The 12,699-nt window shown below is 55.7% G+C and carries 13 protein-coding genes; 11 read left to right on the plus strand and 2 right to left on the minus strand.

What is annotated here, in order from left to right:
- Complete coding sequence (locus GST15_RS07260; protein WP_159016601.1) at positions 1–672, minus strand: hypothetical protein; 672 nt, start codon at positions 670–672, stop codon at positions 1–3.
- 201 nt (positions 673–873) lie between these two features.
- Here GST15_RS07260 and csrA point away from each other — a divergent pair, with 201 nt between their 5' ends.
- The 10 genes from csrA to GST15_RS07310 all read left to right on the plus strand — a co-directional run bounded on the left by csrA (position 874) and on the right by GST15_RS07310 (position 11,395).
- Positions 874–1,086 (plus strand): carbon storage regulator CsrA, encoded by a 213-nt coding sequence (gene csrA, locus GST15_RS07265; protein WP_159016602.1) that lies wholly within the window; start codon positions 874–876, stop codon positions 1,084–1,086.
- A gap of 426 nt (positions 1,087–1,512) precedes the next feature.
- Positions 1,513–1,860, plus strand: coding sequence for a DUF2513 domain-containing protein (locus tag GST15_RS07270; protein WP_159016603.1), 348 nt, complete (start codon positions 1,513–1,515; stop codon positions 1,858–1,860).
- Between the two features lie 80 nt (positions 1,861–1,940).
- Positions 1,941–2,411 carry a hypothetical protein gene (locus GST15_RS07275; RefSeq protein ID WP_159016604.1) on the plus strand — a complete coding sequence of 157 codons (471 nt, stop codon included), beginning with the start codon at positions 1,941–1,943 and terminating at the stop codon, positions 2,409–2,411.
- Positions 2,412–2,492: 81 nt separating this feature from the next.
- A complete protein-coding gene (locus GST15_RS07280; protein WP_159016605.1) occupies positions 2,493–3,269 on the plus strand; it encodes a toll/interleukin-1 receptor domain-containing protein in 777 nt (258 codons plus the stop codon).
- Positions 3,270–3,492: 223 nt separating this feature from the next.
- Positions 3,493–5,427, plus strand: coding sequence for a DUF262 domain-containing protein (locus GST15_RS07285; protein ID WP_159016606.1), 1,935 nt, complete (start codon positions 3,493–3,495; stop codon positions 5,425–5,427).
- Between the two features lie 10 nt (positions 5,428–5,437).
- Positions 5,438–6,238 carry an AlbA family DNA-binding domain-containing protein gene (locus GST15_RS07290; RefSeq protein WP_159016607.1) on the plus strand — a complete coding sequence of 267 codons (801 nt, stop codon included), beginning with the start codon at positions 5,438–5,440 and terminating at the stop codon, positions 6,236–6,238.
- A gap of 54 nt (positions 6,239–6,292) precedes the next feature.
- Positions 6,293–6,904: a DUF1780 domain-containing protein gene (locus GST15_RS07295; RefSeq protein WP_159016608.1), complete on the plus strand. Its 612-nt coding sequence runs from the start codon at positions 6,293–6,295 to the stop codon at positions 6,902–6,904.
- Between the two features lie 618 nt (positions 6,905–7,522).
- Positions 7,523–8,353: a hypothetical protein gene (locus GST15_RS07300; RefSeq protein WP_159016609.1), complete on the plus strand. Its 831-nt coding sequence runs from the start codon at positions 7,523–7,525 to the stop codon at positions 8,351–8,353.
- A 401-nt stretch (positions 8,354–8,754) separates the two neighbouring features.
- On the plus strand, positions 8,755–9,360 hold the full coding sequence (locus tag GST15_RS07305; RefSeq protein WP_159016610.1) for a recombinase family protein: 606 nt from the start codon (positions 8,755–8,757) through the stop codon (positions 9,358–9,360).
- A 1,447-nt stretch (positions 9,361–10,807) separates the two neighbouring features.
- A complete protein-coding gene (locus GST15_RS07310; protein ID WP_159016611.1) occupies positions 10,808–11,395 on the plus strand; it encodes a hypothetical protein in 588 nt (195 codons plus the stop codon).
- A gap of 118 nt (positions 11,396–11,513) precedes the next feature.
- On the opposite strand, the gene GST15_RS07315 is transcribed toward GST15_RS07310, so the two are convergent.
- Positions 11,514–11,759: a hypothetical protein gene (locus GST15_RS07315; RefSeq protein ID WP_159016612.1), complete on the minus strand. Its 246-nt coding sequence runs from the start codon at positions 11,757–11,759 to the stop codon at positions 11,514–11,516.
- A gap of 105 nt (positions 11,760–11,864) precedes the next feature.
- On the opposite strand from GST15_RS07315, the gene GST15_RS07320 reads away from it, so the two are divergent.
- Positions 11,865–12,683 (plus strand): ParB/RepB/Spo0J family partition protein, encoded by an 819-nt coding sequence (locus tag GST15_RS07320; RefSeq protein ID WP_159016613.1) that lies wholly within the window; start codon positions 11,865–11,867, stop codon positions 12,681–12,683.
- The last annotated feature ends 16 nt before the right edge of the window (positions 12,684–12,699 follow it).

Genomic DNA, 12,699 nt, shown 5'->3' on the forward strand with positions numbered 1-12,699 from the left:
TCAGCGCGTGCAGAGCAAGCGATGAATCGCTACTGCCACGGTAGCGACTGCAACCAAGTGTGGAAGCGTGTAGTCAGTGAACGCTCGCTCGCGATATGCCGCGCGTGGAAACGCAAGCACCCAAGCACGCCAGAACGCCCAACGCTCTGCACTCGGTATTGGAATACGATTCGGGCCTGCATCGAATCCTCCAGCTCCGCCGCGACCATGATCTATCGAGCGAGGCCAAACGCTTTTAAGTGACAAGTACGGCTTTACGCCCTCCCAGTAGACCCGAGGTACATTTCCTGTAGGGGACTGTATTTTGTGCCGAAATTCGTGCGCTTGTTCGGCTGGGGTGACCTCGACAAAGCTCGCGGCAATTCGCCTGATTGCTTTAGAGTCTCCCGCCTGCCACTTGACGTCGTATAAATAGCTATCGTACGGCCCCTCTTCGCTGATCAACCAGAAGCGCATCCAAAAGTAGAAGAACCCAACCCATGCAGCCGCCAAAATATAGATGGGCCGCCCTAGGTGTACCGAGAAGACGCTTCCCACTGCAGCTTGGTCGACAAAGCCTCCCCTAGCCAGATTGAAGAGCAAAAGTCCGATTGCAAGCGAGTACAAGTCGCGGCGCTGACGCAGCACGTCGGCGGGAATGTCGCTGCGGTTCGCAAGGTTGCGTCTTCCCATAATCAGTCCCCTTTACTTTCTCTCTAACGCAGCATATCTGGTCGCCAACTCTGTCAAAAATCCGTAGCCGAGGATTCACAGAAAAGATGGGCCAAGTCACCGCCAGGCCCTCCGCGGTTGGAACGCCATACCCGGGACACGGGCCGAGGTCTTATGCCACTATCTGGCGGATTTTGAGCGTAACTAACCAAGGAGAAGGGAATGCTGTTACTTACTCGCAAGGACGGCGAGTCGATCACCATCGGTGACGACATCACGGTGACCATTGTTCGCTCCAGCAATGGTCAAGTTCGCCTTGGCATCGAAGCTCCCCGCCACGTGGCCGTCCATCGCCAAGAGATCGCCGCCAGGATTAGGGATAAGCCAGCCCTGGCCCGGGTCTGCGGCGGTGGGGTAGCGTGCAGCAGCGTCTAATGATTTATTCGATCCGGAGCCGCTTTCACGGCACGGCTAAGTTCAAGCATTTGACGTAATTGGGGGTTCCGTGGATCTACTCTCCAAAGCACTAGCGTTGATGGCTTCTATAGCAGCGTTCGCATCTTTCGCACTCGTGGCCCCGCGGCTTTCCATGCTCCGCCAGAATGATTCGAGACTGCGATCGACAAAGCGAAGTTCATTGCCTCTTGGGGTAGGCGTGCTTGCAGCTGCCGCGATATATGCAGCGCGACCGGACGGGTTCGGTCTCGTTCTCTCGATATCACTCGGGTTCGTTCTCTGGAACTCAATCTCAGACCAATGCGCGCTAGCAGTTATTCTCCATGCTGGGGATGAGGTCTAAAAATTCATTTAAAGCCGAAGCCGCTACGCTTGCCCGGCATTGGAGGGCTTGGAGTCAGTCGCATGCAACGAGATATGGATCTGCTTCGGCAAATTGTCCTTTCGGCCGAGGCTGGCCCGCCCTTTCCCGCCATCGGCGGCTATACAGAAGATGCGATCAAGTACCACAAGATGCTGGCCATAGAGGCGGGCTTGATTCATGGAAAGTGGTTAAGGGACAACACGCGGATAACGGAGATTCCAGCAACGGTAATGGTCACGGATGTTACTTGGGAAGGTCATGATTTCCTTCAAGCAATCCGCGACGAGGCGAATTGGGGCAAAGTCAAGACGTTTCTTGCTGCCTCCGGCAAACAGCTTTCCATAGAGATGATCAAAGTTGCCGTCCGCAGCCTGTTCGGTCCAGGCTGAGCCCTCAGCAATTCAGTTGAGCCGCGCCGCTTCGCGGCACGGGGATCCCTCAGGGGGTATTGAAAAAACGGAGATTGCGGATGCCGCTATACCACGCGACGCTGAGAGAATACTCGGCCGGCCAGATTGTCCAAGCCACAGAAAGGAGCTCTTTTTATCCAGAGGCCCTGTCAGCATTGGAGGTGACAAGATCACAAGATGTTCCGTCGCGTTCGATCTGCCTATTCGCGGCTGACAACATAGAGTTTAGCTATCTCTTTGCATTGAGACAGCAGTGGGCCAAAGAAAAAATCAACATCTATGAAGTAGACATGGATTCTTCTCGCAAAGCGCCAATGGCTATTGTTCACGCACTTCAACGAAAGATCGAGAAAGGGCTGCCCACTGAAAAACTCACTAGCGAGTATTGGAGTCCCGCCCAATCTTGGAATTTCATGGAATTCTTCGGCCCATCTATGGTCGTTTTGCGGCAGATGGCAATTCCGAGCATTAATGAGTTCGCATTGAGTGCTAGATATCACCTTGAGGCAGATCGAGCATCGCAATTGTGAGCTAAAAATTCAGCTTAAGGCGAAGACGCTTCTCGGATCAGCTTTAATTCACGCGTAGGCCTTCTTGGAGAGCAAGCAGCGATGAACGTTTTTCTTAGCTGGTCGGGCGAACGAAGTAAGAAAGTTGCTTGCTTTCTAAGAGAGTGGCTATCTTGCGTAATTCAAAGTGTAGAGCCGTGGGTTTCCTCCAAGGACATCGATCGTGGCTCGCTCTGGTTTACGGAGATTAGTCAACGCTTAGGTGAGACAAGCGTGGGCATTATTTGCCTTACTCAAGAGAACAAGGAGAAGCCTTGGATTCTTTTTGAGGCCGGGGCCTTGGCGAAAGGGCTTAACTCAGCGCGCGTTTGCACACTGCTAATTGACCTTGAGCCGAAGGATATCGGCGATCCCCTAGCGCAGTTCAACCATACGCTTCCCGATAAGAGCGGAATTTTTGAGCTTGTGTCCACGTTGAACTCCTCCGCTGGCGACAAAATTCTTGACGACCAGGTTCTTTTTCGCGTCTTTGAGACCTACTGGCCCCAGTTTGAGAAGGAATTTAAGGAGATTCTTGAGTCAACAAAAAGCTCGCACGCCAAGCCAAGACCCAAGGATGACGTGCTTACGGAGATTCTCGAGAACACTCGATCGCTCTCCTCGAGAATTCGGAAGCTTGAAGAACAGCCTCTTCGGCAAAAGCAGGTTTCACGATTCGACCCGAAGGATCCAGTTCTGTCCGACTATCGCGCCTATTTGGATGAAACCGCCTTCAGTGAAGAAATGGCGCGAAGGGCGGCCCTCGCCTTGGGAGTTTCTAATACTGAGGAACTCCGAAGGAAATATCTTTTCAATAAGCCCACGAAGGATGAGGGCTAACAAGTAAGTCGCGGCGAGCCGCTCAGCCGCGGCTTAAGGCTCTGCGCAAAGGACTACCAGTAAACACTAGGTCCGTGTCGGCCATTTTTGGTGGGCGCAGTTAAAGGCAACCCTTGCAAGGTGGACCACTCCCACCCCCAAAGCTTGTGCGCTTCAGGCTAGGCGGTGTCACCGGAATGTATGTGTGTGTAACGTCGCAATCTTGCGAAGGAGAAGCTCAGAGATGGCAGGCCATTTAAAAGTCGTCGACACGACTGTCCCGGGTGTATTGGAGGCGCTTCGCAACGGCGAATGGCTGATCCCGCAATTTCAGAGAGATTTTGTTTGGGGAACCGAGCAGGTTTCTGAGCTCGTTCAGTCAATTTTGGCGGCTCGCCCGATCGGAATGGTCACGCTGTGGGAGCAGAGAACACAGACGCCGATGACGCTTGAGCGACTTTCAATTCTCGATGCCAACCCTGTGACAGGAAAATCGGAGTTTCGGTTCTTTCCTTCGGAGGAGGTGCGTGCGCAAAAAACCTACGCCGTTATTGACGGAAAGCAACGCTGTACTGCGATCGCAATGGCGTTTGGCGGATTCCGCGCGAAGAACGGGAAATATCGCTATTCGGGACGGTATTTTCTTGACCTTGTGACGGAAGACGCTTCGAAGCGCGTGCGCTTCATCAAAGAGACACTAGTGAAAGAGGATGGACTGGATTCAGACACAACTTGCATTCGAATGGGTCTTCTTCCGCTGGCCTCAAACCAAGAGGGAGAGGAAGTACTTAAGCAATGGATGCGCTACCTCCGCCTGCTTTCCAGTCCAGATTGTTACGGCGACGGCTGCATGCCCAACGAAGACGAAATAGCCAGGAGAACAAAGATCTTGGAATCTTGCTTCGAAGGGATAGTAAATACGAAGCTTGCGGTCTACACGGTTCCCGATGTCTATAGCCTGACCGACATATGCGAAATCTTCGACACACTAAACACTACCGGAACAAAGGTCTCAACGGTCGATCTCATTCATTCCCTGCTGTATTCCGAGACATTTAATGATCCCCAAGGGCCACTGCTCTTGCGCGAATGGATGAAAGATCTTGGACAACGTGATGGCGCATACGGCTGGTCCAATTCTCAAGATCGTCCCGAGCTAACAACTCAATTAGTTACTGCTACCTATGTGGCACTGAACGACAGACCGCCGCCCCGCCGCCTCAGCACTAAGGAGTCAGACGTTACGTCGGTAAAGGCGGGCGACATGCTCGCAGTTCCGAGCGCCTATTGGCGCTTTGTGGAATCGGAGAGTGAGACCTTTGCTCAGTACTTGGGCGACGGACAAAGGCTGGTCGCGGGCGGCAACTTTGGATGGCAGACATGTCCATATCCTGTCTCCATGGGCATCTATGTCGCGCTTCGTTGGCATACAAAATTTGACTACGCGAATGGCGCCCCATGGAGTCGGGATGAAGTGGACGCCTTATTTCGTGCGTTCTTCTGGAGAAACGCGCTGAGTCGCCGATATGATCAGGGTTTCTTGACCCAGATCGGCACAGATTTGGTTCACCTGAAAAGAATTTTGGCGAAGCGTCCGACGTTTGCTTCGAGTGCACAATGGGCATCCGAAGCCTCGGCGGAGCTCACCGACCTATTCCTTAAAGGATTTGCGAAGACCCCGTCAGTGGACGAATTAAAGGACTTCGTTCTCGATGGCCAGATTGGCGGTGCCCTGTGGAAGGCTATCAGCCTGCCCACCCGAGTGGGCGTAAAGAGGGACTTGATAAGCGGCGTCTCCCTGGCATTTCCGAACGACCATCAAGTAGAGATGCATCACATCTTTCCTAGGGCATGGTGTCGAAACAACAAACGCCACGAAAGGCTGTCTAGAGTCTTGGACAAAGACGTCTCTGGGCGCGATTACGTAAATTCACTCGCAAATCTAATACCTCTCAGTCGCAAATCCAATAACGAGTGGCAGCAGAAGCACCCGGGCCAGTTTGTGGGTGAGCGCGGGCTTACTTACTCCGCGATGAAGGAAACCTTCGCGCACCTCTTCATTACCGAGGAAATGTTCCAAAGCTTTCGATCAGAAGATGAGCAAATTCTCGAGTTTTGGAAGGTTCGCGCCGGGTTAATTGCGGCAGACCTGGCTAAGCGAATGGAAGTGTGGCTGTAAGACGCATCCGGTGAATTTCACAGACGACCAATTAGAGTTGTGCACGGCTGTTCGCGTGTCGCCGCGGCAGTTGACGCTTCGAGAATTGCTTGAAATCTTCGTCCCTTCACCTGACGAATCATCAATGAGCTCGCTTCAGCGATTGGCGCGACTTGAAAAGACGATTGAGATTTTAGGGCTGCAAATTAGCCCTGCGATTGACGGCAACCTCGACGATAGGCGCCTACTTTCCAGTGCGGCTCCTGCGGCCTCTGAGCACCGGATACGAGATGAGGTTAAGCACGGAGAGGACCAAACGACGGAGTACAAGTCGTCACTCTCTTGCTGCTTGAGAACATTAGCGGCGAAGGATGACCTTCATCCGCATCAGTACAAAAGTGCCGATGTTGAGGACTCCTGCTTGACTGCCATAGCGGGAATGATGAATACGACCGGCGGCGTAATCCTGGTCGGAGTTACTGACGACCAAAGGGTGATTGGTTTATCTCCGGATTTCCGGGCCCTAGAAGTCAACAGTACGGATCGCTGGCTGCTATATCTGCGAAGTAAGATTTTGAGTTGCTTCATAGATGGTCGGGTAGTTAGTTCGCACGTCCGGGTGACTTTTTCTGATGTTGACGGCTTGCTTGTCGCACGCCTTGCAGTTCAAGCGCGCGTGACGTTAACGTTTCTCAAGAATTTTGAGCACCCTAAGTGCCCGCCACGCCTGCTACGGCGCCTCGATAATCAAACGATTGAGGTGACCGCCACTGAGTTGGAAGAGTTTTTTGAACAGCGATTCGCATCGCACAGTCAAACAGAGACGCGGTAAAAGGGCGAGAAGTCGCCGACAGAATCACAGAAGCGGAAGTTAGCGGAGATTCTCATGGACGACCGAGCATTTTTGGCTAAGCGCATCAAGGACATTGAGGCTTCTGTTGCATATTTCTCGCCGGGCAACAAACAAGTTGCGGAGCGTTGGATTGCAGCCTCGTTTATAGAGAATCTCCGAGTTTCGCACGCTGAGAGCGAGATCATCAGCCCAAACGATGACCCACCTGATGTGGTGTTCCGCGACGCTCGATTTGAGATCAAAGAAATCCTTGATCCAGGTCGGCGTCGACATGACGAGTACAAAGCAGAACTGGCGCGTGCAAAGACCCTCAGTGACCCAAAAGATCTCTTGCAAATGTGCGCGCCGAAGGATGAGTCACTTGGAGAGGTCTACCACCGCTGTGAGGAGGCGAGTTTAGCGCTACACAGAAAATATCCGCTGGCGGTTCGTTCCAGCTTGGATCTGCTGTTTTACGTCAATCTTTTGGACGTATTCAAGCTCATTGAGATCCCATATCCGGACACGACAGGTATAGAAGCATCAGGTTGGCGTTCTGTTTCCTTTGTAATGGGCCAACGTAGTGGTTGCTTCTTTGCGCGAGAGGACGCGCCTGCCTTCATAAGGCGTGCTCTTGGTGGCGTGTCGCATCTGCATCCGCGATAGGGTGAGTTCTAGTCAAGCCAAAGTAAGAATTGCGGCCGGCTCAATTCAGGTGTTAGGTGACTATGAAAAGTTTCGTAGACGCTTTATCAGATAACAGCCTAGACGCCCTAAGGCGCCACAAGGCGCATTTTCCAAGCGGCGCGGAACTTTCTCTCCAGCTACTGAAGGGGCACTTACTAGTGGAAGAGCTCATTCGCGAGTTAGTAGATGCGCGGCTGACAGACCCTGGGGCACTCGGGGGTGAGTCCGGAGCGTCCTTCAACTGCCACCAAATGATCTGCCTAGCTGAAGCGCTGACGCCTAACGCAAGGGAACGACCATGGACATGGAAGGCGACCAAGAGGCTCAATGCTATGCGCAATAAGCTGGCTCATCACCTTGACTATGCAGTGCTACAAAAGGACGTAGATGGGTTCATCGCCTTCTGCGTGAAAGAACAGCCAGACATCGAAGAGGATATGGCTACTGTTGGCATTCCCAAGGTCCACTTGTTCGAGAGCTGCATCATGTCTATTAGCACTGCGCTTGTCGCCTTCCGGGGTTAGTTATAACAAGCCATTCGAGTCGCCGTCCGACGGCGCGGCACATCTCGGGCGCTAATCAGGGACGAATCGTCGCATGTCGATCAATGAAACCGTCTTGGAGATGCACTTTCATCATGCCCTGATGGATCTATTTCGATCCACATTTGGCGTCGGCCCTGCTGGAAGAATTAGCTTTTATAAGTACTCGCCACAGAAGGAGTGCTTCGTTGGATTCGACCAAGCATGGGTGATGACTGACGTTTCAGACGATCAGTTATTCAACGATCTTAAGGACGCTGCACAGGGTAATTCCTATAACTTGGGCACCAGGTACGTCGGATATTTCCTTCAGTACAAAGTGGTCAAGCGAATGATCCGGCACTCCAAGAACAACCCGCCACCGGTAACGTCGGCGGAGTACGGTCGAGCGGCTGTCAGCAATCAGGCCAACGCCAATACCGGAAAGTCTCAGCATGAGCTCTTGTTTAACCTTTGCAAGAATCTGGGCGCACTAACTTATTACGCGTGCCCCGCAATCTTCGACAAGGCGGAGCTTTATCGTGAGAGCGTCGACTTAAACAAGTTGACTCTAGTGGATCTCTCAAGCTGCCCAAGTGAATTCAAGGACAATCAGAAGCATTACATTTACTTCGATTTTCCTTCCATGAAGCCAACCTGGTGCAGCGAACCCGTACTGGGAACTTCGATCGACGCCATTCAAATGGCCCGCTCGCTTGAGAGGCGATTGAACCAAGACCAAAAGATTGAGACAGATCGGCTTTTAAGCTGTCTTTTCTACTTAAACTGGCAGCGAAGAGTGCAGAGAGGAGGGCGCCGAGTGCAAGAATATGAGCCGGACAAGGATCTCGACTCAGCATTGCAAGCGCTGACTGTCATCCGCGTGGATTCAAGAGGTCGCACCTAAGCTCGGCACGTAGGCGGCGTCTAGTCCATGGCCAGCCGGTCGGGCTCGTACACAGGTGAAGATCGGGTCGATCGATTCACGTCCGTGGCGTACTTGGATGCCTCGACCATCAGGAATGTGTACGTACAGAGACCGTTCCGACGTTAGACGAAATAGCTTGCCCACGAGCTCGGTGATTCTCTTAGGAAAATTCGGGGCGTTCTCGATCGGCTGGGGCGCTGCAATTCCCCCCGTAGGGGTGTCTCCAACTTCAAGGCACCGAGAGCTAGGCCGAGGTGTACCAAAAGGGCTCCGGATCGAGTCGCTGAACCCCGCGCGGAGTTAGAGCCGCCAACAGGTTCTTGCGCTGTATCAAAATGGGGTGTAATGGTACGCCCTCTCCCCACCCTTGGAGAGCCACCATGACCACCCAGGCCAAGGCCAAGCGCGTCGCCATCTACGTACGCGTGTCGACCGGCGAACAGACCACCGAGAACCAACGAAGGGAGCTCTTGGAGGTCGCTGAGAGCGCCGGCTGGGACGTCGTGGGGGTGTTTGCCGATGAAGGGATCTCGGGCGCCAAGGGACGGGACAGGCGGCCGCAGTTCGATGCTGTCCTGAAGCTAGTCACGCAACGCAAGGTGGACCTGGTCGCGGCGTGGTCCGTGGATCGGCTCGGGCGATCGCTGCAGCATTTGGTGGAGACCCTCAGCGAGCTCCAGGCCGCAGGCGCCGACCTCTATCTGCACAAGCAAGCCCTGGACACCACGACGCCGGCCGGCCGCGCGATGTTCGGGATGCTCGGAGTGTTCGCGGAGTTCGAGCGGGAAATCATCCGGGAGCGCGTCGTGAGCGGAATGCAGCGCGCTAAGGCGGGCGGGCGGACCTTCGGGCGACCGAAGCTGGCCGACGGAACAGGCGAGCGCGTGCGGGCATTGAGAGCCCAGGGACGGTCACTGCGCCAGATCGCCCAGGAAGTCGGATGCGGGCTCGGGAGTGTCCAGCGGGCGCTAGCCGAGGCTGCCTGATTTAACGCGGCTTAGTGTTCTTCCACCAGTCCTTACGCCCCCGACCCTTCCGGCGTGCGTCTTCTTTAGCGCGTTGCTCTGGGGTAGGAACACTGCCGCGTACCAGCAGGTGCGCTAACGAAGGCATTGGCGGAGGAGTTGCGGGCGGAGGGTCTGGTTTGTCCTTGTCCATACCTGCAATCGTAAACACGAAACGTCGCAGGGTGTTTTTTGCGCAAGAGGCGGATTTCGTGAGTCGTCCTGCATACGTTTTCTAAATCTATGATTAATGGCGAACACGAGGTTAGTTAACGCCACTCGTTCGTCATTTGTGCCGAAGTGTGTCAACGCGTATTCGGCCCACCGCATCGCTTCAACGCGCGCACTGGATATATGTGCCGATGCGAAAAATTGCGCGCGCGTCTGGGGCCCCGTACCTGCCTGAAATCTACGCTCGCCCAGTTGATTGCCGAACGCGAGTGGCTAGATTGGTGCCATGACAAACGTTCAACGATATGCAAAGTGCGCCGCACCTGGCTGCTTTGACACCCCTAGAAAATTCTCCCGGTACTGTGGATTTCACTACCGACGGCTTGAGAGAACGCGCGACTTGAGAGGTCGTGTGCTCACTAAGGGAGAACTGCGGGGGCACCGCGAGCTCGCTTGCGAGTTTCTTGATGCAAACGCAATGCACCCAGCGGTGATTGCCGCACACGAAATTATGGCCGACTTTCTGCGCGACGATGGGCGCGCAGGCTTTTTGAAAGGTGAGTTCAAGCGACTGAGCGAGAACGGCGCCACGCCGCGCGCGATGCTTGCCGCGTTCCTTGCGGTCTGGGGTTGGGCCGACTGTCACGAGCAAGATTTGGCAGATCGATGCGTCGACTTGAACCTTGGACGGGCAGTACTGAGTGTGGTGCCCGCTCGGCGGTGCAAGAGCAAGCGGGGCAAAACGTACTACGCCCGCGTATCACCAGGACACGCTGAGGCTCTTGGGCAAAACCTTCGCTCGGACTTAGGACTGTTCGCGCTGCAGTCAGTGAAACATATCGAGCGCATGGCGGCTCGAGGCCATGTCAACACTGAAAGGATCAAAGCGGCCCTGGAGACAGTGCCCTTTGTAGCCGCGGGAGAACCCGCATCACCCCCAACCACAGGAGAAGATGAATCTAAGTAACTTTCGGACTGACAAAGTCCACGCAGCACTGCTGCAACGGCGTGCCCAACTAGACCGACTGCTATCACTCAAAGACCAGACACTACCGCATGAATTTGGACAAGAGTTTGTCTATCTGATTCGTGGGCCAGAGCGACTGCGAATTGAAGACGAGGCAGAGTTTGTTAGGTCATTACTAGTGGTTCTAGCACCGCCTTCGGTATGAGGTTAAAGGGTCCCTTGCGCGTGCACTGCAGACGCGCTTGGGGCTCCCTATTCCTACTGCAGATTGGAAAACAGAGCGAAAAAAGTATGAGCAACAACGATTCACCCAAGCCAGGGACGCAGGAATATGACCTGGCGATGGCCGAGAAGTACCGCGCGCAAAAGGACGGCGTGAAAGACGTCCCGCTGGCGGATGACGGCAGGAAGGCCGACAGCTATGACCACATCCGCGACGACGATGGAAACGTGCGCTTGTCGATTCGACGCGAGTCGACGGTGAGCGATCCAAGCAAGCCCGTGCACTTCTCGGCGGAGATGGCCGACCCGGCACAGCTCGCGGCACTGGAGCGGGAAGCCGCCAGGATCCGCGAGGAGCTAGCGGAGGTGACCGGATACGACCCAAAGACTGGCGAGCCGATCATGCGGTACACGGCGCAGCAACGCAGGGCGCGTGAGCTGCGGCTGGAGCACCTGGAACGGATGGAGATCCCGGCGCTGCAAGCCCTCCAGGCGGTTGCTAGCGAATGGCGCGCGGCCAATGTGCCGTCGACGCTGCAGGTCCTGGCCGACGAGAAAGAGCGGCGAGACCGACTGGCCGAGCGGGCCCAGGAGATTGCCGACGAGCGGGAGGCGCAGGCGTTGGCCGATCGCATCCAGCGACAGCGGCGCAGCTAAGGCCCCTTAGGCGGCGATAGATGCCGCCACGGTGACCCCGCGGTGGACCCCTGCCCGACCCCTGCCGATTACGGTTGGCAGGCAGTAGGAGAACAGAGGGGAAACCGCGGGGGCCGTTTTAGCGAAGTTGGAGCTCGCGCTGCCACTCGCTGAGCGGGCGCGCTTGGATCAATCCATGCCGTTGCATGAGCAAGCTCATCGCGTCGTGGGCGATATCGAGCAAGGGGCGCGGAGTAGCGCACAGCACCGCTTCATAGCGGCGATGAACGGTGTCGACCAAGGCATCGCCATCCAATTGCGCACAGAGCGAAGGGAGCGCGCAGGCGAATTGCTGCAGGCGCTCTCCCAGTTGTTTCTTCCCCATGCGGACATTTTACGGACGCGATTCCGGACCGGTACGGACGGAAGTCATGCAAACGGCTGCGCATGGGCCGAAGTGGGACGCAGATACAGGAGACAGACAAAACGAATGGAGCTGAGACAGGTTCCGATAGCGGACATCAAAACACACCCGGCGCTGCAGCCGCGCGATCCAGCCCTGCTGAAGCAACGCGAGCAGCTCCGCCAGGAGCAGCAGTCAGAGCTGCACGTACACGATATGGCGCAGTTGTTGAAGGCGGACCCCAGGGCCGATCTGGTGCCACTGCAGGTGGCCGAGGTGGACGGAGGGCTGTACGTCGTCGACGGGCACCACCGGCTCAGGGCGTATCGGCGCGCCAAGCGCGAGACGGTCCCCGCGAAGGTCCAGGCGATGACGCTGGCCCAGGCGAGCCACGCCTCGAAGCTGGCGAACATCACGCACACGAAGCTGGAGATGCGGCCGCCGCACAAGCGCAATGCGCTGTGGCACCACCTGGCCGCGATCACGCACCAGGGAAGCCTGCAGCTCCCCAAAGGGGTCTCCCAGCGATCGCTGCAGGGTCACTTCGGGGTGTCGCTGGATACGGTCCAGCGGATGCTCCGGAGGTTGCCTGAGGTGGACCCGACGAAGTACCCGGAGGAGCACTGCGACGGCATTACGCGGTGGCCCCATTGGCGGTACGTGTGCCGGACGGTCCGCAGTGACATGTACCAGGCCATGACCCCGGATGCCCGGGTGGAGTGGGAGGCTCAGAAGTACCTCAGGAAGCTCCTCAAGCTGTGGGAGCAGACCGACCGCAGGGCGCTTGAGGCGGCGCATTGGTGGCTGCTGAGGGACGCTGAGGATGAGGACGATAAGGCGCTCGCGGTGGAACTTCAGGGGGCCCTGAAGGTGTCCTTTGGGGGGGACGGAATCGATGACTTTTGACCGAAACAGAGACCTT

It is taken from the genome of Cognatiluteimonas profundi, assembly GCF_009792795.1.
GTDB lineage: Bacteria > Pseudomonadota > Gammaproteobacteria > Xanthomonadales > Xanthomonadaceae > Cognatiluteimonas > Cognatiluteimonas profundi.